Origin of the sequence: Kribbella sp. CA-245084 (assembly GCF_050942355.1) — a bacterium.
In the GTDB taxonomy this organism is placed as follows: Bacteria; Actinomycetota; Actinomycetes; order Propionibacteriales; family Kribbellaceae; genus Kribbella.
This window is the reverse complement of the sequence record NZ_CP192053.1, coordinates 881,703-903,850: the sequence shown is the minus strand read 5'-3', so window position 1 is coordinate 903,850 and position 22,148 is coordinate 881,703. Positions and strand designations below refer to the sequence as shown.

Annotated in this window: 16 protein-coding genes, 1 tRNA gene and 1 pseudogene; 9 read left to right on the top strand and 9 right to left on the bottom strand. The window is 65.5% G+C overall.

Going from position 1 to position 22,148, the window contains the following annotated elements:
- The first annotated feature begins 115 nt into the window (after nucleotides 1-115).
- Entirely contained in the window at nucleotides 116-763 is a 648-nt protein-coding gene (locus ACQPYH_RS04490; RefSeq protein WP_432886960.1) for a hypothetical protein, read from the top strand.
- On the opposite strand, the gene ACQPYH_RS04485 is transcribed toward ACQPYH_RS04490, so the two are convergent.
- Nucleotides 754-1,563: an alpha/beta fold hydrolase gene (locus ACQPYH_RS04485; protein WP_432886957.1), complete on the bottom strand. Its 810-nt coding sequence runs from the start codon at nucleotides 1,561-1,563 to the stop codon at nucleotides 754-756. The two genes, ACQPYH_RS04490 and ACQPYH_RS04485, sit on opposite strands and share 10 nt — an antisense overlap.
- A 181-nt stretch (nucleotides 1,564-1,744) precedes the next feature.
- On the opposite strand from ACQPYH_RS04485, the gene ACQPYH_RS04480 reads away from it, so the two are divergent.
- The 7 genes from ACQPYH_RS04480 to ACQPYH_RS04450 all read left to right on the top strand — a co-directional run bounded on the left by ACQPYH_RS04480 (nucleotide 1,745) and on the right by ACQPYH_RS04450 (nucleotide 12,306).
- A complete protein-coding gene (locus ACQPYH_RS04480; protein WP_432886954.1) occupies nucleotides 1,745-3,250 on the top strand; it encodes an MFS transporter in 1,506 nt (501 codons plus the stop codon).
- Between the two features lie 27 nt (nucleotides 3,251-3,277).
- Complete coding sequence (locus tag ACQPYH_RS04475; RefSeq protein ID WP_432886951.1) at nucleotides 3,278-4,414, top strand: aminopeptidase P family protein; 1,137 nt, start codon at nucleotides 3,278-3,280, stop codon at nucleotides 4,412-4,414.
- A 171-nt stretch (nucleotides 4,415-4,585) separates the two neighbouring features.
- A complete protein-coding gene (locus tag ACQPYH_RS04470) occupies nucleotides 4,586-6,049 on the top strand; it encodes an APC family permease (protein WP_432886948.1) in 1,464 nt (487 codons plus the stop codon).
- Nucleotides 6,046-6,492 (top strand): hypothetical protein, encoded by a 447-nt coding sequence (locus ACQPYH_RS04465; RefSeq protein WP_432886945.1) that lies wholly within the window; start codon nucleotides 6,046-6,048, stop codon nucleotides 6,490-6,492. Before ACQPYH_RS04470 ends, ACQPYH_RS04465 begins: the two co-directional genes overlap by 4 nt.
- 1 nt (nucleotide 6,493) lies before the next feature.
- Nucleotides 6,494-7,861, top strand: a complete 1,368-nt coding sequence (locus ACQPYH_RS04460) for a dipeptidase (RefSeq protein WP_432886942.1) — start codon at nucleotides 6,494-6,496, stop codon at nucleotides 7,859-7,861.
- Between the two features lie 418 nt (nucleotides 7,862-8,279).
- Nucleotides 8,280-10,889, top strand: a complete 2,610-nt coding sequence (locus ACQPYH_RS04455) for an AAA family ATPase (protein WP_432886939.1) — start codon at nucleotides 8,280-8,282, stop codon at nucleotides 10,887-10,889.
- A 535-nt stretch (nucleotides 10,890-11,424) separates the two neighbouring features.
- Nucleotides 11,425-12,306: a hypothetical protein gene (locus tag ACQPYH_RS04450; protein ID WP_432886936.1), complete on the top strand. Its 882-nt coding sequence runs from the start codon at nucleotides 11,425-11,427 to the stop codon at nucleotides 12,304-12,306.
- On the opposite strand, the gene ACQPYH_RS04445 is transcribed toward ACQPYH_RS04450, so the two are convergent.
- The 5 genes and pseudogenes from ACQPYH_RS04445 to ACQPYH_RS04425 form a co-directional block, all read right to left on the bottom strand.
- Nucleotides 12,303-12,977: a hypothetical protein gene (locus ACQPYH_RS04445; protein ID WP_432886933.1), complete on the bottom strand. Its 675-nt coding sequence runs from the start codon at nucleotides 12,975-12,977 to the stop codon at nucleotides 12,303-12,305. The genes ACQPYH_RS04450 and ACQPYH_RS04445 overlap by 4 nt on opposite strands.
- Nucleotides 12,974-15,511 (bottom strand): trypsin-like serine peptidase, encoded by a 2,538-nt coding sequence (locus tag ACQPYH_RS04440; protein ID WP_432886930.1) that lies wholly within the window; start codon nucleotides 15,509-15,511, stop codon nucleotides 12,974-12,976. Before ACQPYH_RS04440 ends, ACQPYH_RS04445 begins: the two co-directional genes overlap by 4 nt.
- Complete coding sequence (locus ACQPYH_RS04435) at nucleotides 15,508-15,870, bottom strand: CU044_2847 family protein (RefSeq protein WP_432886927.1); 363 nt, start codon at nucleotides 15,868-15,870, stop codon at nucleotides 15,508-15,510. The genes ACQPYH_RS04440 and ACQPYH_RS04435 overlap by 4 nt, the downstream gene beginning before the upstream one ends.
- Nucleotides 15,871-16,339: 469 nt before the next feature.
- Nucleotides 16,340-17,258, bottom strand: a pseudogene (locus ACQPYH_RS04430) (IS481 family transposase); the annotation flags it as partial.
- A 115-nt stretch (nucleotides 17,259-17,373) separates the two neighbouring features.
- Nucleotides 17,374-17,446: transfer RNA gene (locus ACQPYH_RS04425), tRNA-Lys, on the bottom strand.
- A 226-nt stretch (nucleotides 17,447-17,672) separates the two neighbouring features.
- Between ACQPYH_RS04425 and ACQPYH_RS04420 the strand changes: the two genes are divergently transcribed.
- A complete protein-coding gene (locus ACQPYH_RS04420) occupies nucleotides 17,673-18,305 on the top strand; it encodes a G5 domain-containing protein (protein WP_432886924.1) in 633 nt (210 codons plus the stop codon).
- Here the strand turns inward: ACQPYH_RS04420 and ACQPYH_RS04415 are convergent.
- From ACQPYH_RS04415 to ACQPYH_RS04405, 3 genes are read right to left on the bottom strand one after another with little or no spacing between them, the layout of a single operon-like run.
- Nucleotides 18,302-18,820 carry a YceI family protein gene (locus tag ACQPYH_RS04415; protein ID WP_432886921.1) on the bottom strand — a complete coding sequence of 173 codons (519 nt, stop codon included), beginning with the start codon at nucleotides 18,818-18,820 and terminating at the stop codon, nucleotides 18,302-18,304. The genes ACQPYH_RS04420 and ACQPYH_RS04415 overlap by 4 nt on opposite strands.
- 31 nt (nucleotides 18,821-18,851) lie before the next feature.
- Nucleotides 18,852-19,271 carry a pyridoxamine 5'-phosphate oxidase family protein gene (locus ACQPYH_RS04410; RefSeq protein ID WP_432886918.1) on the bottom strand — a complete coding sequence of 140 codons (420 nt, stop codon included), beginning with the start codon at nucleotides 19,269-19,271 and terminating at the stop codon, nucleotides 18,852-18,854.
- A 51-nt stretch (nucleotides 19,272-19,322) separates the two neighbouring features.
- A complete protein-coding gene (locus ACQPYH_RS04405) occupies nucleotides 19,323-22,121 on the bottom strand; it encodes an NPCBM/NEW2 domain-containing protein (RefSeq protein WP_432886915.1) in 2,799 nt (932 codons plus the stop codon).
- Between the last annotated feature and the right edge of the window lie 27 nt (nucleotides 22,122-22,148).

Here is a 22,148-nt window from a genome sequence, read left to right as displayed (position 1 = left end):
CCCGTATGCCGCCCACTCCACACTCCCCTCACGATTGCTCTTGCGATCGTTAGGTGTCGGCGCGAACGAGCAGGTTCCCAATCCAACGACGATTTCTCCACGGGTGCCACGAGTGATGCAGGACGTTGCACAAAGCTGCGGTCTGCTGGCCTCCACTGCCACCACCACCGCCAGCGCCACACCAACGGCCGCCGCCGCGCCCGGCTCAGCCGCCGCTGCTACCGACACGTGCTGGAACTCGGTCGTCTGGCCGACCACGGCGAACGTCGTGGACACCGTCGACATCACCGCGCACAAGCCGCCGACTCCGGTGTACCCGCCGTACGTGTACTCGAAGTTCTTCGCCACCCGCTTCATGGACAGGTGGTACCTGGCTTGGAACGCCGCGGGCACCCAGTACTACGCCTTCGGCCTGTTCCTGCTGGGCTCGAACCTATCCCCTCAAGGGATCCCGGCCCGCGTACCTGTACGGTCTGAACAGCAACAGCAAATCAGCGAGGAGAGGGCGTACGACACCCTCCTGATGACCACGAAGGCCGGCGCGCTCTACACGATCCACATCCCCACCACCGCCAAGGCAAAGCCGGTCGTGAAGCTGATCCGGAAGTCCGGCTGGGCGGCATACGAGTCGCTGGTCGTCCACAAGTGCGGCGTCAACGGGCAGCCCTCATCGGATTCCAATTCATCCTCCTGGGTGAGTAGCCGCAGATCCGAGAACGTTCGCATCCACGCCAGCTCGTGCTCGAGCAAGTGTCAGGAGTAGATAACGCGAACCCCGGCAGGGAGTTGAGTGCCTCCAGCGAGCAGCCGACCGTCCAGCCAGGCCTCGATCAGGTTCGCCAACTCCTCCGGGTGACTGAAGTTCACGGCGTGCGCCGCGCGTTCTACGAGCGCGACCACCAGATGCCCGGAAGCAAGCCGCGCCACCTCACCGACACGGGACGGAGACGGCATCAGCGGATCACGGCCACCGAGGACGGCCAACGTCGGAACAGGGCTGTGAAGCAATCGCTCCAGGGACGGGAAGCGGGTCAGCTGGTGGAACAGGCGCAGGCCGTTGATCGGCCCGAACCTCAGGTAGTCCGGCAGCGCGACCGGGACCATCGCGGGGCTCTCTCGCATCACGTCCAGAGCCAACTGACCGAGCCCGCGAGGCAGCGGCTGGTTCTGTAGGCCCCCGGCAGGAGACACCAGGACAAGGCGATCGACGCGCTCGGGCGCCTCATGCGCCACCTCGAGCCCGATCGGACAACCCATCGAGTTCCCGATCAGCACAGCCTGGTCGATGCCCAGTGCATCCAGGATCGACAGCAGGGCGCCAGCCAGAGCGTGAACGTCCAGGACGTGGTCGCGCCGTTCGCTGCGGCCGTAGCCCGGCAGGTCCGGGACGACGTTCAGCCATCGGCCGGCCAGGACTCGTGCCGTGGGCATCAGGTAGGCGCCAGAGATGCCGAAGCCGTGAATGTGGACGAGAGGCACACCGCTGCCACCCGAGCTGCGCTTCAGGTGGACAGACTTCCCATCGACGCGCACGTACTCCGTAACCCACCTGTCGGCCACCATGGCGGATTCTCCCACAGGCGGGTCGGATCCATCGCTGCTCTGGCCTCCCCGGCCGGGACCGGGCTCGACGCGCTGATGGGATCACTCGCGAGCCCGGCTCGTCCGCAGGAGGTGAGGTTGCCGGGCAGGTGGCCGCCCTACCGTTGCCTCGATCGGCCTGGCCGGGAACGGGAGGAAACGCATGGGCGACGCCGAACAGGTCAGTAACAAGGCCAGTGGGGTACTCGCGGCCACGTGCATCTCGACGCTCGTGGTCAACGCGAACACCTCGGCGGTCAGCATCCTTCTTCCCGCCATCTCGAAGGACACCGGCACTTCGGTCCAGACGCTGCAGTGGGCTGTGACCGGCTATTCGCTGGTCGGTGCCGCCGTGATCGTCACCTCGGGCTCGTTGGGTGACGTCTTCGGCCGCAGGCGGATCTTCCAGCTGGGCCTGCTACTGTTCGTGGCGTCGTGCGTGATGATCGCGCTTGCCGGGTCCGGCGGGATGGTGATCGCCGGACGCGTCATCCAGGGCGCGGCCGGGGCGACCATTCTCGCGTGCGGCCTGAGCCTGCTCACGGTCGCCAACGAAGGCTCCGCGCAGTTGCGGGCGGTGTCGCTGTGGGGCGCGGCCGCGGCCGTCGGCGCGGCCGCCGGCCCGTTGGCCGGCGGCGTACTCGTCGACCTCAGCGGGTGGCAGGGGCTGTTCTGGATCGACGCCGGAGTGGCTGTGCTCTGCATGGTGCTGACCGCCGCGACGGTGAGCGAGTCAAGGGACCCAGATCGACCGGCGACCATCGACTACGCGGGCAGCGTACTCATCGCGCTGACGCTGACACCGCTGATCCTCGGAGTCACCAAGAGCAGCGACTGGGGATGGCTGTCCTGGGCCACCCTGGGGTGCTTCGCGATCTCGATCGGTGCCGGGTACGCGTTCATCGTCGTCGAGGGACGGGTCGCCGTACCGATGCTGGACCTCTCGCTGCTGCGCAACCGCGTCCTGGTGGGCTCGACCATTGCGATTCTGATCGGTGCGGGCACGATCAACGCACTGATGTACCTGCTCAGCCTCTACTTCCAGGAACCCGCTGCCCTGAACTTCAGCTCGCTCGACGCAGGGCTGGCGACGTTGCCGGCGACCGTCGGTCTCGTCGTCGTGGCGCCTTTCGTACCACGGCTGGCGGCGAAGTTCGGCGGCCGGCAGACGATCGGCGCCGGGTTCGCCCTCTCCACGCTCGGATTCGTCATCGTGGGCTTCGTCGGCGCTTCGTGGACGTACGCCGCGTTCCTGCTGCCGCTGGTTGCCATCGCGGTGGGCATGGGACTGTCGAACGGTCCGTCGTCGTCGGCGGCAACGGCGTCGGTGCCGGAGAACGAGGTCGGCGGAGCCTCCGGTGTCTCCAACATGGCCCGGTACGTCGGAGCCGCGGTGGCGACCGCTCTGGCCGCCACCATCTACGGCACGGTGATCGGCAACCGGACCGCCGATGGCAAGTCGCAGGGTGATGCGCTGGCCTCGGGCCTGGCCGCGGCCTCCTGGACGATGGCGATCTTCAGTTTCCTCGGCGTTCTGATGGCGTTCGTGATCGGACGGCACCGCGCGGCGACCGGGACCTTGTACGACGCCGCCGCAGCAGCAGCCGCCCACACCCACACCCTGCCGACCTCGGCATCCGCCGGACGACCCAGCCCAGAGCAAGCCTGAAGCGAAGCCCGTTTCCGGGAGGAACAGATGACAACGACCCAGCCGACGGCACCGGCTCCGTTCACGGCCGAGGACTACTCGGCCCGGATGCGACGCGTCACGGCTGACGCTGAGACCGCGGGGTTGGACGGGCTCCTCATTACCCCCGGGCCGGACTTGGTCTGGCTCACCGGGTACCAGCCCACCGCCATCACCGAGCGGCTGACGATGCTCGTCCTGACCCCGGGCCGGGAGCCGACGCTGCTGGTGCCGACCCTGGAGCGGCCGGACGCCGAAGGGGCCGTGGGCGCGCCGGGCCTCACGATCGTGGACTGGGCCGACGGGGAGGACCCGTTCGCGAGGGCCGCCCGCTACCTCGGCGAGACCGGCGTCATGGGCATCGCGGACTCGGCGTGGGCGATGCACCTGCTCGGTTTGCAGGAGGCGGTGCCCGGATGCTCGTACCGATCGCTCACGCGGAGCCTACCGATGCTCCGGGCGGTCAAGGACGCTGACGAACTCGCCCGGCTGGACGCGGCGGGCGCCGCGGCGGATGCGACGTACGAGCAGATCGTCGGAGTCCGGTTCGCCGGCCGGAAGGAGACCGACGTCGCGGCCGATCTGGCGCGGTTGCTGCGGGAGTTCGGGCACGAGCAGGTCGACTTCACCGTGGTCGGCTCGGGCCCCAACGGCGCCAATCCCCACCACGAAGCCGGTGACCGCGTCATCGAGGTCGGGGACGTGATCGTCCTCGACTTCGGCGGGCTGATGTACGGGTACGGATCGGACACCAGCCGCACGGTTTGCGTGGGCGAGCCGTCGGCCAAGGCCCGTGAGGTGCACGAAATCGTGCGATTGGCTCAGCAGGCCGGTGTGGAGGCGGTCCGGCCGGGGGTCGCATGTCAGGAGATCGATCGGGCCGCGCGGAAGGTGATCACGGACGCGGGCTACGGCGAGCGGTTCATCCATCGCACCGGACACGGCATCGGTACGACGACCCACGAACCGCCGTACATGATCGAGGGTGAGGAGCAGCCGCTGGTGCCCGGGATGTGCTTCTCCGTCGAGCCTGGCATCTACCTGGCCGGCGAGTTCGGAGTACGGATCGAGGACATCGTGACCGTCACCGAGGCCGGCGGCCGTCGGCTCAACAACACCGAGCGCGACCTTCGAATCGTTCAGTAGGGCCCGATCAAACGACTGATGCCGAGGTGATGGCGCCCCCCGGCACCTTCATCCGGCGGGGATGAGGCTCGGGCAAACCGGCCGGTTCCAGACTGTCATCAGGGGCCCACTGACTGGGGCCCGGGGCGGAGGCTCTGTGATGGACATCCGAGCGCTACCTCGAGGAATGTCATGAGCGCAGCGGACGTACCGGCAGACGGCGCCGATGCCGTTGCCGCCGGACGCACACGTGCTGCCAGCACCCAGTGGATCTCGTGGGTCGCGCTGGGGATGATGACGACGAGTTCGGTGGCTAGCCTCAGGGCGGCACCGACAATGGCGGTTTATGGCCTGGCGTGCGTCTTCCTCTACCTGTTGCCGGCGGTCGTGTTCCTGCTGCCCACCTCGCTGGTGTCGGCGGAACTGGCGTCCGGCTGGAACGGCGGCGTCTACCGGTGGGTCTCGGAAGGCGTCTCGAAGCCGATGGGCTTCCTGGCGGTGTGGTGCCAGTTCGCGATGACGATCTTCTACTATCCGAGCCTGCTCGGATTCGTCGCCAGCACCCTCGCCTACGTGTTCAATCCCGACCTTGCCAGCAGTGGCGTGTGGACCGCGGCGGTCATCATCGTCGTCTACTGGTCCGGCGTCTGGGTCTCTTCGCGCGGCACCAAGGGCGTCGCCGGCCTGGCCAGCGGCGGTCTGATCATCGGGACGTTGATCCCGGGCGTCGTCCTGGTCACCCTCGGCATCGTCTTCCTCGGCCAAGGCAACGCCTCGGCCGCACCGATGACGTCGGACAACATCTTCCCGGCCTGGGCCGGCCTGTCGAGTCTCGTGCTCATCGTCAACAACTTCCTGTCCTACTCCGGTATGGAGATGAACGCGGTCCATGTGGGCTCGCTGAAGAACCCGCCGAAGGAGTTCCCGAAGGCGATCTTCCTGGCCATGGGCCTGGTGCTCGCGATCTTCATCCTCCCCGCGCTGGCGATCAGCTGGATCGTCCCCGCCAAGGAGCTCTCCCTCACTGCCGGCGTCATGCAGGCCTTCGACGCGGTCTTCGCCAACTTCGGCTGGCAATGGCTGACCCCGATCGTCGGGATCATGCTGGTCACCGCGTCCCTCGGCGGCATGCTGACCTGGCTGGCCGGACCGTCCAAGGGCCTGCTGATGATCTCCCGCCAGGAGGGCTACCTCCCGCCGTACCTCCAGCGACTCAACAAGAACGGCGTCCAGCAGAACATCCTGGTCGTGCAAGGCCTGATCACCACCGTGATCGGCCTCGCGTATGCGCTCATCCCCGATGTGTCGAGCGCGTACTGGGTCTTCTCGGTGATCACGACGCAGGTGTATCTGATCATGTACCTGCTGATGTTCGTGGCCGCGGTCCAGCTGCGACGCAAGGACCCCGACCACGCCCGTGGCTATCGTGCGCCGATGCTCGTCGCGATGTGCGGCGTCGGGTTCGCGGCCTCGCTCGCCGCTCTGCTGGTCGGGTTCATCCCGCCCTCACAGTTCGAGTCCGGCAACACCTGGTGGTACCTGCTGATCGTCGCCGGCGGTGCCCTCGGTCTCGGCCTGCTCGTGCCGTTCCTGTTCTACCGGTTCCGCAAGCCTTCCTGGAAGCAGCCTGAGCCCGAGGCGGTGCCGCCGTCATGACCACACCTGTCGAGACCCAACCCCGCCACGAACGGACGTGGATCTACGTCACGGCCTGTATCGTCCTCGGCGTCCTGCTGCTCGTGGGGCTGCTCACCTTCCGCTCCCAGAAGCAGAGCAACGAGGCCGACCAGAAGGCCGACCAGCTGATCGCCGCGCTCGCGGCCGCGGGGGCCCGCACCCCCGATCGGGACCAGATCGTCCGCGTGCTCGGGAACGACGGAGGAGCGACCTGCAACAACCCGAACGAGGCGCTCAGCAAGGGAACCTTCCTGTCACTGCTGACCAACGGCGCCGCCGGGCCCGGCATCCGGCCGGTGATCGCGGACAGCGGCATCGTTCGCGGTCAGCTGCTGATCATCAAGATCTACTGTCCCGACGAACTGGAGGACTTCCAGCAGTTCGTCGACGACCTCAAGACCGACGACGTGGCAGGCAGCTGAGATGGCGGACCTGCGGCAGCGCATCGCGGAACTGATGCCGGTGGCACGCGACGAACTCGCCGAGCTCGTCGCGCTGCGATCGGTGGCCGACCCCCGCCAGTACCCCGCGGCGGAGTGCGAGCGCGCCGCTCAGTGGGTGCTGGAGAAGTTCGCGGAGATCGGGTTCGCCGACGCCCATCTCGAAGAGACCGCGGACGGTAGCATGGCCGTCGTCGGATCCAGGAAGTGCTCTGACGCAGGGGCTCCCACCGTGCTGCTGTACGCCCATTACGACGTACAGCCTCCGCTCGACGACGCCGCCTGGCGCACGCGCCCGTTCGAGCTGACCGAGGTCGACGGCCGCTGGTACGGCCGCGGAGCAGCCGACTGCAAGGGCAATATCGTCATGCACCTGGCGGCGCTGCGGGCGCTCGGGGATGAACTCCCGGTCGACTTGAAGCTGGTGGTCGAGGGTTCCGAGGAGCAGGGCACCGGCGGCCTCGAGGCGTTCGTTCCGGACAACGCGGAGCTCCTCCGTGCCGATGCGATCCTGGTCTGCGACACCGGCAACGCCGCGGTCGGCCACCCGGCAGCCACCGTGAGCCTTCGCGGCATGGTCAACGTCGTCGTCACCGTCGAGGCCCTCGCTTCGGAGATCCACTCCGGGATGTTCGGCGGTCCCGCGCCTGATGCCCTCGCCGCCCTGGTGTCGATGCTGTCCTCACTGCGTGATGCGAACGGGAACACCACGATCACCGGGCTGGACAACACCCGCACCTGGTCGGGTGCGCCGTACCCGACCGACCAGTTCACCGCGGACGCCGGAGTCCTGGAGGGAGTCTCGCTGCTCGGAGACGGCAGTGTGTCCGACATGCTGTGGGCCCGGCCGGCGGTGACCATCCTCGGCATCGACTGCCCACCGGTAGTCGGCTCGGCTGCCGCCGTAGTCCCCAAGGCCGCCGCGCGACTGAACCTGCGCATCCCGCCCGGCCTGTCGCCCGAGGTCGCCCAGCGTGCCCTCATCGAACACCTGACTGCCGCCGCCCCGTGGGGCGTACACCTCACGGTGGACGTCGAGGCCGCCGGCGCTCCGTTCGAGGCGGCCACCGACGGCCCGGCGTACCGCGCCATGGCCACCGCCATGCAGGAGGCCTACGACCGACCGATGACAAGCCTCGGCCAGGGCGGATCGATCCCCCTGTGCAACGTCTTCCAGGAAACCTACCCACAAGCCGAACTAATCCTGATCGGCGTCGAAGAACCCCAGACCCTCATCCACGCCCCCAACGAAAGCGTAGACCCCACCGAACTAGAATCCATGTCCCTAACCGAAGCCCTATTCCTCCACCACTACGCCACCCTGACCCGGCAGCAACCAACAGCGACCTGACCCCAGTTCAGCCCCCAATTGCTCGCGGTCCCCATGGGACTCGAACCCACAACCCGCGGATTCTGGCAAGAATGCGCTCAGCATTTGTCATCATTTGGCAAATCTACCCGTCACCTGCGGATTCACAGCGCCAGCCTTCTCATCGGTGATGGTGCTCAACCAACGTCGTCCGTTGATTTTGCTGACTAATGGCGGACAACTCAGGACTGTTGCGACCCATCGGTTGTCTGCGAACATGTTCTCCGGTCGCGGGGCTCAGGGCGACAAGCGAGACGGGGTAAGAGCGATGGCGTCGGTAGAGCAACAGGTTCGGAGCGCGAACAGTGTCATCTGCCAGAACATCGCCAGCTCTGTCGGCGATCGAGGCTTCATCTCTCAGAATGTGCTCGCGCAGCTCCGGAATCTAGTCGAGGGGCTCGTGGTCTGGGCTCATCTCAACGACCGCTCGGTCGAGTTCCACTACAACCAGGTCGCGCCAGCGCTGGACCTCGTCAGGGCGATCGCAAGGTATCGGCTGCTGAGCCGGTTCCACGACCTGCTTCAGGCCAGTACCTCGCACTACAGCCTGGATGGCGATCCGTCTGAGCGCCTGATGCTCAAGTACTACGGGTATCTGCTCCGAACCCGAGATCTCGCGATGAAGCAGTTCGGCATCGCGATCCTCGACAACCTCGAGACATTCCCGATCGACCTTGATCCGTCATTGCGCGAGTACCACGAGAAGATCGCCGCGCGCATCGAAGCCACCCGCGTAGCGTCGACGGAGCCTCGTCGCGAGCGCTATTACGTCCACAGCTCGCGACCGTTCTTCCTGGGCGGTCGTATCTACTACGAAGTCACCTTCTCGCCGGCCCACGACTGGACGAGCAAGTTCAACCGCACGATCGCGTTCACCGACATCGATATGACGGACAAGTACGCGGCGCATCTGGGCCTGTCGAGCGACTCGATCACAGTGCTAGGCCAGACCATGCCGATCTTGATCATCCGCTCGTGGGAGGTCTCGATCCGCCCCTGCGAGTTCAACAACTTCGCTCGCTTCTTCAACCAGGTGTCGCGAGTCCAGTCGGGTCACACCGAGTACCGCAACCTGATGCAGTACCTCACCACGATGCATTCGAGCCTCCTCGATCTCGTCGACATGACCGACCAGAGTTACGCCCAGCTCCGCAGCTGGGCGCTCACGGGCTCGCAACGAGCAGCCCAGATCTTTCCGGTGCTCGACGAAGCGCGGAAGCTCATTCGCGCCGAGCGTCCTGGATCCAGCGTGCTGCGGTATCTGTTGCTTCAGATGCGCAATCAGGTCATCAAGGCCCAGTTCGACCCGGCTCCCTGCGCCCGCCTGTCGAACCTGCGATTGTCCTGGAGCTGCCTTCCGTTCGACACGATGCCGTTCTGCACGTCACCTCGCGGACACAACCCCCGCTTCGCGGACCTCGCCGCGAGCCTCGATGCCACGACTCGACCGCATGAGCTGCTGGCACGCCGAGTCAGGATCAACGTCGAACAGGACGGCACGATCTATACGCCAGCTGCAGAGTTCGAGGACCTTGGCGACGTCGACTCGCTAATTAACCGCTACAACCTGCTGCTCCCACCAACTGCTCGACACGCACCTCGGAAGCTCAAACACGAAATCGGGCACGTGTTCATGGTCGGATACGAGGACGGTACCGTCGCGATCATCGAGAAACTGCAGGACATCGCCGGCGAGGGACTCGATGAGCACGGCGACGGTGTCCAGCAGTGGTTGGATGCAAACCCGGACGCGATCGACGACCCATTGAAAGCGGACGCCTTGAAGGCCCTCTTCCGGCACTCAAAGGTAGCCCTCGTCTACGGCGCGGCCGGCACCGGCAAGTCGACGATGGTGAAGCACATCGCCAACTATTTCTCTGACGAGCGCAAACTCTTCCTCGCGCACACCAACCCAGCGGTCGACAACCTGAGGCGACGGGTCGACGCGCCGAATGCGGAGTTCAGCACGATCACAAAGCACCTTAAACGAAACTCGTCATTCAGTTCGCACCACGACGTATTGGTGATCGATGAGTGCAGCATCGTGAGCAACGCGAGCCTGCTCGAGGTGCTCGAGAACACAAGCTTTGACATGCTGGTACTCGTCGGCGACGTCTACCAGATCGAGTCGATCGAGTTCGGGAACTGGTTCAGCATCGCCCGCTCCTACATCCCGCCCGAGTCTGTCTTCGAACTCACCAAGCCCTTCCGGACCGATGACCAGGCGCTGCTCACGCTGTGGGACAGGGTGCGGAACCTCGACGACCGCATCGAAGAGTCCCTCGCGAAGAACGGCTACTCAGCTGTCCTGGGGAGCTCGCTCTTCACGCGCCAGAGCGACGACGAGATCGTGCTCTGCCTGAACTACGACGGGCTCTACGGCATCAACAACGTGAATCGGTTCCTTCAAGCGAGCAGTCCCAGGCCCGCTGTGAGCTGGGGCGAGTCCATCTACAAGGTCAACGACCCTGTGCTGTTTAGCGACTCCGACCGATTCCGCCCCGTCATCTTCAACAACATGAAGGGCACGATCGTCGGCATCGACCGCGTGCCCGGTCGGATCACGTTCGACGTCGATCTCGAACGGGACGTCACGGCACGCGACGTGCTCGGCACGGATCTGCGCTGGGTCGAGGGCACGACGGTCCAGTTCGACGTCTTCGAGCGCGCGAGCAGCGACGATGATGACGACACAGTCAACACGTTGATCCCGTTTCAGATTGCGTACGCAGTATCGATCCACAAGGCCCAAGGCCTCGAATTCGACTCGGTCAAGGTCGTCATCACTGACGCCAGCGAAGAACGGATCTCTCACAACATCTTCTACACGGCGATCACCCGAGCTCGCCAACAGCTTGCCGTGTTCTGGACACCGGAAACGCAGCAACGAATCCTCAGCCGATTGACCGTGCGCGAGAACACGAAGGACGAGAGCCTACTGAAGACTCGCCGCGGGCTCACACCGCTCAGCAAGCGGCCAAAGCTGCAGAAGACGCGCCAGCGTCCCTAGCCGCAGATTTCTACATTGGCAACCGTGGCTGTTCGTCCTGCGAACGAGAGCATGCGGGCCACTGTCTCGCGGCCCGATCTATCGGTGGAGGCTCGATCCCATGACGCCCGAGCTCACTCTCCATCGGCGGCGCCTGGCCGGTCACGATCAGGGGCGGCGCGGCGCGGCGCGACATCGACTCGCTGCCCGTACGGTCGGTCGTGCGTAGGGCCTTCAGCCATCGACCGCCGCCTCCACAAACCTATGTCGGCAGGGGACGTTGTCGGAGGGGACCTGCTTCGCCACGGTGCCGCGGCTGCTGGCGCGGCGAGGACTTGTCGGCAGATCCTCTGGGATCGGGACATGCTCGAGATTGCGTCTTCGGCCGCGACAACAATGGCGAACAGCACGACGGCACCAGCACTGAGGTCGACCAGACTGCTCCTGGTATCAGCAGTCCTCCGGATTGCTGCCTCTTCGCTCCACCAGCACACGTCATCGTCCGCCTTGGTGCAGCGTGTATTCGACTGGCTCGGAGCGCGAGTAGCATCCGGGGGTGGCATCGGTCTCCGTACCTGAGAAGACGCTCGAGCACTGGTCGAGCCTGTACCTGGCGTACCGGTACAGGTCGAATGCGGCACTGTGGTGGCCGGCCACGGGCGAGGACATCAACATCGACTGGTTACCGACTCGACCGGGCAAGGCTGTCCAGATCGAGCTCAAGACCTTGACGATGACTGGTCCGGACCTTCAGGACGTCAAGGTCGACATCGGACAGCTGTGGGAGTATCTCCATCGACCGCTGAGTCGCCAGCCGTTCTACGCCTTCCCACAACCCGATTGGACCGGCGAGCTTGCGCAGGAAGCGCAGCAAGACGGTGTGCCTGTAACTGAGCTCGCGTTCCGTCGCAGTGGATCGGCCTGGTGGTTCGCCGAGTGGATGGTCCTACTGACCACAGCCGACGTTGCCCGGGCGCTCTCACCCGAGCTCGCCACGCACGGCTCGCCGAAACGCGGAAACCGCAAGCGACTGGTGCGCTACGACTTCTCACACAAGAAGCGCCGACCAGCCGAAGCCTGGGGCGCGACCGGGACGATGCCGCCACCATCGTGCATACCGTGGCGCCAGTTCTGGGGAGCACTTCAACTGTGCGGACAGACCGACTGGCCTCAGCTCATACGTATCCCTCGGCAGTACCTTTCGGCGCGACCGCGGCACACCGCCGACGAGATGCGCCACCTGCTCCGGAACGTGGCGAATACTGCCGAGTTCCTGGCCAGCGACCTCGTCACCCTCGTGCCCGACTCGGATGGCGGGTTCGTGCTCGAGGAAGACGACGAACGGGCTCCGGTACGCGGAACAGACCAGACGGCGGACGGCACCGAGGATAATCGTCAACTGGTATTCCTCGATGCGAGCGTGATGTCGGGGAGCTAGCTGCCAGATGGCCGGCGTGGCACCGAATGCCTAGCCGCCAGCCTGGCGTCGAGGTTGTTGATGGCCTCCAGCAGGCCGTCCATCGCCACGGTGCCTCCGTTCGGCGATCCTGCGGCCTCGGTAGCGAGCTCGCTCCAGGCCAGCATCAGCGGCGACCACCACTCCTCGGCTTCCCGGAAATGATTGGCTATTGCGTAATACTCCCGAATCACCTTGCGGTCCACCGGGGCACCTGGGTTGCGATCGAGATGATCGATGGCCAGCAGACCCGGATCCGTGTAGAGCACTGACCTCAGATGTCGCAGCCGGGCAACACGCTCCTCATCCTGTCGATTCTGCGCCGCGGCCCGCGCCGCGTCCGCGCTCACCCCAAGCTCAACTCTGGCCGTCAGCCTTCGGTAGTAGCCGTCCGCGCAGTCGCTCGGGCACCCTAGCTCCGCGTTGATCGCGGCCTGAGCCGCCGACAGGTCGTCGGCGGCGTACGCCCTCGAGATGTTGGACGCGCTCTCGACAACCCGCGTCCGCACCAGGCTCTCCCGATCGAAGTGGTCCTTGCGACTGGGCACGAACCTGACGATCACGCGGGCGTCGAAGTTCACGCCGTCGAGTGCGGTACGAAGCCGGTTCGTCTCCGGGAACGCCAACTCGACCCGCCGTCTGCGCCACCTCATATAACCGTGAGGGCCTCAGGTGGCGCATTACCTCCGGCAGCGACCAGCTTCACCTTCGATTGGATGTCTCCCTCAGGATCGCGTCCCGAGAACCGATCCTCGCTACCGAAACGTGCGAGGAGCCTATAGAGCGCCATACCCGCGCCTTGCTGGACAGCAGCCGCCGCCACGGCGTCCACAACACGTGCGTAGTGAGTCTCGACGAGGCTCGCCTTGGCCAGGATTGTCACGATCGCATCATGAGTGATGTCGTCGGCCAACGCCTCCCCAAGCACAAGCTGCAGATCGATCTCGGCCGCTTGCTCGCTCAGCAGCCAAGGTAGACTGCCGACATCCGCACTCACGAGCACACGCAGCGCAAGCTTTGCCGAGGGCTTCGAAGCATCCTGCTTCAGCCACACCGCCGCGCTCGCGATGAAATGCGGTCGCGCCCCCGGATGCTGCAGAGCTGCTTCGAACGCCGCGAGAACAGACGCGCTGATCGTCTCCTTGCTCGTCTCGTCAGCGACGCGCTGTAGCCGTCGCACGGCGATCTCCGATCGCTCACCATCCAGCAGCAGTCGCTCTGCCACCGCGACGACGACGCCCTGCAGCTCCTCATTGAGAGCCCAGTCGTAGAGGACGCGCTCACACCGACGTCTCATGTGAGGATCCTTCGCCCCGTCGTACAGGACCTCGGCGAGCAGCCATGGGCAATCCTGCTCGATGGCTAGCTTCTGCATCTTCTTCTTGATGAAGTCCACGTCCTGGTGACGGCGCACCAGCTCGGACAGCCACTCCTTCGCGACCTGTTGCCGACCCGCGTCCTTGACCGCAAGGCGGATCAGCCACTCAGCGATCGGCGGGCGCGACGTCGGATAGTTGTCCCAAACATAACGGACTGCCGCATCGCCGAAAGCGGACTGATTGAAGACGACGATTTCACCCGGGCGCACACGCGCTTTGATGCGGGCGATGCGCCCACGGAGCCCGGGGCCGCCGAGGGCCTCGTATGCCGATGCCTTGCCATCGTCCCTGGGCTGCGGTATCCGCTGAAGGTACGCGGAGAGGGATTTGCTGACCGAATCCAGTTCGGCAAGCTGAACGCTCCGAAGGCACCCTAGAGCGATGAGCAGGCACCGATCATCGTTCGACAACAGCTCTGCCTGCGACGGGGTTCCAGACGGTACGAACACGCCGTTCAGCTCGCCGGTGTGATTGTCGAGAACCTTCGCGAGGTGATCGCACCACTCGGCTTCATCTTCTTCGACGGACAACAAGGCCCACTCGTGCAGGATCGTCTGCGCTGCCTCGGCAGCCTGGACAGCGCTCAACTCCTGAAGATGCGGCTTGACCTTCGGGTCATTTAGGTGCGGCACCAAGGCGGCAGCCGGCTGCTTGATTCGACGCTCGACCAAGCTCAGCGAGTCCGGCCCCTCGTCGAGCCGGAGAACATGGATGCCTGCGATCGGTCGGCTCGCGACTGCCCGCCAGAGGTCAGCCCGAACGGTCAGCACCAGGCAGGCCTGCATGTCCCGGTAGCAATCCGCGAGCTGCGTCAGACCATCCAGGAACTGCGGGGACAGCCGGTCCGTGTCCGGATCGCGGAGGTCGAGAACGTGCGCGTACCAGGGCCGCGGGCGAAGGACCGCCGTCGTTGGGCCGTCCCAGTCGCCAGGCTCGAAGGTCGTGAGCTGCATACCCATCGGCGCCTCATGAGCCAGCAACTGCTCGGCGAACGTCGTCGACCCGACCCCTGGCGCGGCCACGATGACGACGATATCGCCTCGTGCGAAAGCATCGCGAGCCTCGTTGCAGTGCTGCTCCCACCTCGGTGGCGGAACGAAGGTCTTGTCGGTGCGGCGTCCTTCGCGATTGATCGTGGATTCGGATAGCCGGTTCTGGTCTTTCAAGTCCCGGACCGGGCTTGACTCGACGGCAAACGTCGCACGCTTTCCGAGGAGTGCAAGCATCGACTCGATTCGGCTGATTTTGATGCGCCCCGACGACCAGACTCCCTGGCTGTTGTACCGATCCGTGAGCACCCCGATGACAGCGCCGTCACCATGGCGGAGAACTGGTGCTCCGCTCATCCCCTGCTGTACACCGTCCGCCCGAGCCCAGCCCAGTTTCGCTCCGGTCTCGTCAGTCGCCGTTCCCTCCCATCGGCCAGCCGTCGGCATCTCCCGGTAGGAGGCGTACCCCGTGCCCTCCGGCAACATCGCGTACCCGGTCAACGTGAACCTGGTATCGGAAACCTGATCGTCCGAGTACGCGACGTACGACGCGCTGGTGGGCAGATGCCCGTCGGTCGTCAAGACCGCGAGGTCATGCTCGACATCGGAAGCAACTAGTCTCGCCTCTGCCCTGTCCTCGCCAGCCCGCCCCGCCAACGGCTCGAAGCGGACCACACGTTCAGGTTGATCCTGGGACGCATCATCCACCACATGCAGAGCCGTCACCAGCACTCCTGGCGTGACCTGGAAGCAGGTTCCTACCGGACGATCCTGCGCATCGAGTATCCGGCCGTGAGACTGAATTGACGGCACGCTCATGATGCACTCGCCTCGCCCTGGCCTGCGATGCTCGTCCCCGTGGGGTCTGCCAGCGCATCGCCGTACACGATCTTGACGCTCAGGGACGCCTCGGTGCCTGCGCTCGCGATGACGACATCGCCCTGCACCGAGAACTTCAGTCCGAACTGGATCTCGATCTCATCGGGTTGACGGCTGTGGGCGGCGACTCGCTCGCCGACCTGCACGGCGGACAAGGCGAACTGCTCGATGATGGCTTGTGCCCGGGTGAACATGTCGTGCGCCCGCTCGACGCTGCCTGGTCTCGCGGTCTGCTGCGTTCCGGGCAAGGCCACGGCCTCGACGAGAACCGGCACCCCGCCGAGCTCAGTTGAAACCAACGACCACTGCATAGAGTTCCCCCAGATAGCTCCTCGACGTCACACCGTCTCGTAGCGTAGTGATCCATACAGAAATGCGTTCGCCGTACCGGCGAGTCCCGCTCTTCCCGATCCCTAAGGTGGTTTGTGACTCTCATTGGACGACACGTCGCGCTTCATCTCGCGCATCGAGTCTTCGGTCACCTGCTGACGGACGATGCCGATGGCGACCACGCCCGATTTCGGGGGGACGATGCTCGCATCGAATGGGCATCCGACGGCTGTTCAAACCGTCTGCAGCTGCCTGACGAGTAGTACGTCGAACGTCCCGACAGCATTCGCCGGCGCCATGTCAACGAGTGAGAGCGAGCGCATTCCTGCCTGCTGGTAAGCCGCGTGCCGTGCCGCTCCAACCGCTGTCGGCGCAGCTTCTCGGTATCCGGTGGCTTGCTCCCGAACTCGGGACCGAGCGGATCCAGATCAGGGCGTCTGAGGTGCGGCGCTGGAAGCGTTCGATGGGTGGGATCATGCCGATCCCCTGGTGCGGCCGGGAGTGGTTGTAGCCGCTGACCCAGGTGTCGAGTTCGGCCTGGGCGGTGGGCAAGTCGGGGAAGATCCGGTCGGCGCGGAACTCGGTGCGCAGGGTGCGGTGGAAGCGTTCCACCTTGCCGGTGGTGGAGGATGAGCGGGGTTCGGTCAGGCGGTGGGTGATGCCGTCCTCGCGGCAGATCCGGTCGAACAACACCTCGACGGTGGATGGTTGGACCGGCCGATGAAGACCTTGGCGTCGTCGATCAGGATCTGCTCAGGCACGCCGTAGGGTGCGCATCGCCAGCGCCAACCCGTCGCACACCTTGAGCGCGGTCTCGCGGAACATCAGCTACGCACACACGCAGTACCGGGAGTGGTCGCCGATCCCGGTGAGCGCCTTCGCGCGGCGGCCGTCGGCTAAGAGGAACCCGCCCACGACGTCCATGCCACAGCTCCATCGGCTCGGCCCGTTCCCAGCGTCGCCAATGCTCGTCGCGCCGCCTGGTCTGTGGGTCGATCACTCCGGCGCGGACCAAAGCTCGATAGATCGCTGACCGTGACGGCACCATCTCGTCGGCCACTCCCGGCGCGGTGTGTTGCAGGTCCTACAGGATCCGCCGTGGGGCCCAGCCAGGATGAACCGGCGCAGCTCGAGGGTCTTGGCTTCGACGACTCCGCCGAGCTGATGCGGACACGACGCTGGCCGGCGCGACCGCGACCAGACCCACCAGCCCCTCGTCTTCGTAACGGCGAAGCCATGCGTGCACCGACTGGCGTGACACACCCCACTGCTCCGCGACCTCGCTCACCGACCGGCCGTCGGACAACACCGCGAGTACTGCCTGGTACTTCTGCTCCTGCACGCTCAACTCCTGCAACATGAGTCGAGTGTCAAGAAACAACCGAAGCCACCGTCAAGCATCTACCGGAGCCACGTAAAGCAAGAACCCGAGCCAACCTGTCAAGGAAGACCCGGACTCAGACAGAAACTTGTAGGCCCCGTGGGACTCGAACCCACAACCCGCGGATTAAAAGTCCGCTGCTCTGCCAGTTGAGCTAGAGGCCCTCAGTTGGTGAGGGGAACAGTGTGTCAGGTTTGGGGTGGGATTGCTTGGCGGGGGTGATCCTGGTGCTGTTGCGGTACCGCACGGTAGGTCACAGAACCGACACAGCCCGCGGCGAGGCCTCGCGCCCGCGTTCGGGATGGTGGTACAGATCAGAATTCGCTCGGGTAGTCCGGGTGCTGACAATCCCGCCGCGGGGGGAACCGACGGCGGGTTGGGGGGAACACCGTGTTATTCATTCGTGCTGCGCTGATCGTGGCGGTCGGCGCACTCGCCGTCGGATGTGGAACGGACTCGGGTACGACGGCCGACCAGCCGGCCGCGATCGCCAGCGTCCACGTCACCACCACACCGCAACCATCACCGATCATCAGCGAGCCCACGACCGCACCGACGCCAATCACCAAGGCCAAGCCGACAACACCGAAGCCGACGACGACCACCACGTCGAAGGAGGTCGTCGAGCTCCGCACCATCCCGTTCAAGAAGAGGACGGTCACCGACGACTCGCTCCCGAAGGGCGAGAAGACGGTCCGCACCAAAGGCGTGAACGGCACGCGTCGCATGACGTACCGGGTGACGTTCGTGAACGGCGTACAGACGGCGAAACACCTGCTCAGGCAGGAGGTTGCTAAGGAACCGCGTACACAGATCACCGCCGTCGGTACGAAGGTCGACGAGCCGGAACAGCCCTCGGACTGCGACCCGAACTACTCCGGGTGCGTTCCGATCGCGAGTGATGTCGACTGTTCGGGTGGGAGTGGCAACGGGCCGGAGTACGTTGCTGGGCCGATCGAGGTGATCGGTACTGATATCTATCGTCTGGATTCCGATCACGACGGGATCGCCTGCGAGGACTAGGCGGCAACGAAGACCTGGAGGTCCAGGACCACGGTCGGGCCGACCAGGGCTGTGGTGAAGGCGTTCCAGTTGACCTGCCACCGGGCGCGTTCGATAGTCAGTGCGGCTGCGAAGGCGATGCCGCCGGCGGGCGTGGAGACGAGTTCGAAGGGGACCGTTACCGACTGTGTGATGCCGCGGATCGTCAGGTCGCCGGTTACTTCGAAGGCGGATGGGTCGACCTGCTCGACCTTCGTCGACACGAAGGTAATGATCGGGTATGTCGCCGCGCCGAGGAAGTCCTTGCGGAGTTGGGCGTCGCGGCGTCGGTCGCCGGTTTCGATGCTGTCCGCGCGGATCGTGAGCTGGGCGCTCGACCTGGCCGGATCGTCGCCGTCCAGGTGCACGGCGCCTTCGAACACGTCGAACCGGCCGCGCACCCGGGTGGCCATCCGGTGGCGCGCGACGAACCCGAGCCGCGTCCGCGCGGCGTCGAGCACGTAGTCACCGGTGAGCTGGTTGAGTGTCGTCGTCATGCCGGGTACGACGAAGCAGCGAGTCGAAGTGTCAGCCGATGACCCCCGTGGTGATGCGTCGCGGGGTGATGTCGAACATCGAGTCCTCGGGCGGATCGGCCAGGTACGCCGCGCGGAACTCCTCCGCCAGGTACTTGTCCACCATCGCGTTGAGCAGGTCAGGGCTCAGCGGAAGCAGCCGGGCAACACCTTGCATATTGAGGTACTTCGCGGTTGGTCCGTCAGCCGTCTGCACCGAGAGCGACAACTCGCCCGAGCCCTCGCGCTGCAGCCTCGCCTTCTTCGACTTCGCCGGCGTCATCACCTGGAATCTGTTCTCTCCGGGCAGGTGGTGAAACCACACCGGCGTCACATGCGGCGACCAGCCCGGATCGTCGATCGCCAGCACAGCAACCAGCGGCTGCGCCAGAAACTCAGCCGCTTCGTCATCCTCCATCGTGCGAAACCCCATGCTTCCTCCACTCGTGAAGTCGCCACCGACCCTTCCACGAGCCACCGACAATTACTGGCACACCACTTTGGCGTCGGCCCAGTCGGCGTGGTCGTGAGCGTTGGAGTCAGCGGCGTCGTCGACGGTCAGAGTCAGGTGTTGGGCGCCGGTCACGTCGACGTCAACGGCAAATGGGTCGGAGGAGTTAGTGAGGACAGGCGTTGTAGTGAGGGTCGACCCGTCGGCGGCAACGGTGAAACGGACCGAGCCATAGGGATCGACCTCGTCGTCAACGCCGGCGACGGCGGTGAAGCGGGTACAAGCCCCGCCGAGATAGAGGTCGACAGATCCATTGGCGTGCATGCCGACACCCTTGGGATACACGGTGCCGTTGAGGGTGATGGGCAGGCCGTCGCCGGCGGCCTGTTCGCCGTTCGAGGTGTCGCGTTCGATCGGACCCCAGCCGTTGCTGGTGGAGACGAAGGCCAGGTCGCTCACGTACTCCGTACCTGTCGGCGGCGGGATCGGAACCTGGACGACAGCCTTGCCATACGACCAATGCTGGACGGACCGCTGCGCATAGGTGGCCGTCACGGTGATCGGGTTCTCGGTCGGCGTGTCGCGCAGAGTCGGCGCGGTCGCCTGCCAGGTCGCGGTGACCGTCGTACCGGAAGCGACCTGGTCGAAGTGGACTGACGCCGGGTCGAACGTCCAGCCCGCCAGACCGCTCGGCGTTAGCTCGAGATCGTGCGCCGCAGGAGCTCCTGCTGGTACGGCGAACTTCGCCTGAACTGTGCCGGTCTCGCCGCGCTGCAACGTGGCAGGAGCGGTCACCGTCACGGTCGCAGGAGCGGGGCCATGCTTCGCCGGAGTGATCCGCAGGTTGTCGAACTGGTCGGTCTGGTAGCCGACGACGCCGATACCTGCGTTGCCGGTCGCGTACGTCGGGTCGTCCACAACGCCGATCGCCTTGCCGTCGAGCATCGCGGTTAGCGTCGTACCCGACAGCTGCAGCGCCGCCTGCTGCCAGCAGTGGATGCCTGGGGCAACTGTCTTGCCGGACGCGAGGGTGGTCAGGGTGGAGTCGATCGCGGACCGGACGATCGACCATGATCCGCGGTCGTCGATGCGGAGGAAGTAGCCCTCCTGGTGACTCTGCGGCCGGGATTGGTGGCCGGCGCGGCCGATGAGCTCGATGGTTCCGGGCTTGTCCCAGTACACATCGCTCGAGACGGTGTAGTCCTTCCACGTTGTGTCGCCGATGAGCGCGAACGCGTCGGAGTCGTCCTGCCAGAGGATCGGTTTCACGGGCGCCATTTGCCTAAGGCAAGTACCCGGTCGGCCGGCGCAGCGGACGGTCTCGTACGAGCCCTGCATGTCGGCGAGCAACCGCGCTTGCGACCCGGGACGGTAGCGCTCGAAGTTGTCGACGTACGGGAGTGGGAGGTCGGCTCGGCGCGGGCTGACGGCCTGGCCGGCACCCTGGCCGGTTGTGGTCGTGATCGTGTAGACCCGGCCGGGCTGGAGGGTGACGGTGAACGCTCCCGACTTGGCCGGTACGACGTCGGCGACGTGCACGAGATTGTCGTGGGCGGTCGGACTGCTTACGTCCGTTGTCCAGACGTGCGCGGTCGTCGTGGGCAGACCGCCGGTGATGTTGAGGTTGAGTGTTTGTGGGGAGGTCGCCGTTGTTGTCTCGGCGATCACGCTGTACGCCGAGTTGTCATGCGCTCGTAGCGATACATACGAGCCGTTTGCGCGGTCGCCGCCGAAATAGCCCGATGCCGCGTCGACAAATGTCCAACCCGGTTTGGCGAATTGGGTGATCTGGGCGGTGGTCCACAGGCTCTTGCCTAGGCGGTAGGCACCTGACCAGGGTTGATCGGCTACCGCCAGACCGACTGTGTCGTAAGGCATTCCGGGGTAGATTGCTGCTAGCAACGGCCAGTTCAGGTACGCCGTCATGCGCGCGTCGATGTACCCGCGGGTGATGGACCGGATCAGCTCGTCGGCGCCGGCGTCGAGGTCGAGGGAGCCGTTTTCGCTGGCCCACAAGGGTTTGCCGTTGGCCTGCGCAACGTCGCTGGATGAGCATGACAGGGCGCTTCCGCCGTCGCCGCCCTCGCACGGGTAGTGCGCGCCGATGATGTCGACGGCCGAGTTGAACGCCGGGTCTGCTGCCATCGAGTCGGCGACATCCCAGCCGGAGTCCGCGCCGACTACCTGGGTTCGGTAGCCGCGGGAGGCCAGGGTGGTGTGGAGGTTTTCGTACCAGGGTTCGTCGTACCCGCGTTCGTTCCAGCCGCCTAGGTAGTCGATCGCGAGCTTGTGGTTCTGCGCGCAGCCGAGCCAGCGCATGACGTAGTCGATCATGTCTTGCGACCAGAACTGGCCGTTGCCGATCCAGCCGGGGGCTCCCCAGGCGAGGCCGTAGAGCTTGATCGCCGGGTTGCGCTTCTTGGCCTCGGCCATCAGCCACCACTCGTACCCACGGTTGCAGTCGAGGTCGCTCGCGGTGTGCTGGTGGCTGGGCTCGGCGCCGTCGGTGGAGTTCGTGTCGCCGCCGATCTCGACCTTGAGCAGCTGCAGGTTGGCGCCGTACCCGGGCTTGAACAGGTAGTCGAGGATCCTGCTGCGGGCCGGCTCGGGGTAGTCGACGAGCAGCCGACTGTTCCCGCCTCCACCGCTGATGGCGCCGACACCGTCGAAAGTCCGGCCGCCTGCGCGCCCGTCGAGTGCCACCGAGGTACTCACGGCGGCGGGCGCCGCGCCGGGAACGGCCCGCGCGGCGGACGCCATCGGCTGCGTCACAGCCACGAGCACGGCGAGGGCGGCGGAGACAGCGGCGGCAAGCCTCAAGCGCAGCGTCATAGGTCTCTCCTCAGGAGACGAAGGGGC

Coding starts and splice junctions, on each gene's coding strand:
- ACQPYH_RS04490 (WP_432886960.1), top strand. CDS start 116: ATGCAGGACGTTGCACAAAGCTGCGGTCTGCTGGCCTCCACTGCCACC.
- ACQPYH_RS04485 (WP_432886957.1), bottom strand. CDS start 1,563: ATGGTGGCCGACAGGTGGGTTACGGAGTACGTGCGCGTCGATGGGAAG.
- ACQPYH_RS04480 (WP_432886954.1), top strand. CDS start 1,745: ATGGGCGACGCCGAACAGGTCAGTAACAAGGCCAGTGGGGTACTCGCG.
- ACQPYH_RS04475 (WP_432886951.1), top strand. CDS start 3,278: ATGACAACGACCCAGCCGACGGCACCGGCTCCGTTCACGGCCGAGGAC.
- ACQPYH_RS04470 (WP_432886948.1), top strand. CDS start 4,586: ATGAGCGCAGCGGACGTACCGGCAGACGGCGCCGATGCCGTTGCCGCC.
- ACQPYH_RS04465 (WP_432886945.1), top strand. CDS start 6,046: ATGACCACACCTGTCGAGACCCAACCCCGCCACGAACGGACGTGGATC.
- ACQPYH_RS04460 (WP_432886942.1), top strand. CDS start 6,494: ATGGCGGACCTGCGGCAGCGCATCGCGGAACTGATGCCGGTGGCACGC.
- ACQPYH_RS04445 (WP_432886933.1), bottom strand. CDS start 12,977: ATGAGGTGGCGCAGACGGCGGGTCGAGTTGGCGTTCCCGGAGACGAAC.
- ACQPYH_RS04440 (WP_432886930.1), bottom strand. CDS start 15,511: ATGAGCGTGCCGTCAATTCAGTCTCACGGCCGGATACTCGATGCGCAG.
- ACQPYH_RS04415 (WP_432886921.1), bottom strand. CDS start 18,820: ATGACGACGACACTCAACCAGCTCACCGGTGACTACGTGCTCGACGCC.
- ACQPYH_RS04410 (WP_432886918.1), bottom strand. CDS start 19,271: ATGGGGTTTCGCACGATGGAGGATGACGAAGCGGCTGAGTTTCTGGCG.
- ACQPYH_RS04405 (WP_432886915.1), bottom strand. CDS start 22,121: ATGACGCTGCGCTTGAGGCTTGCCGCCGCTGTCTCCGCCGCCCTCGCC.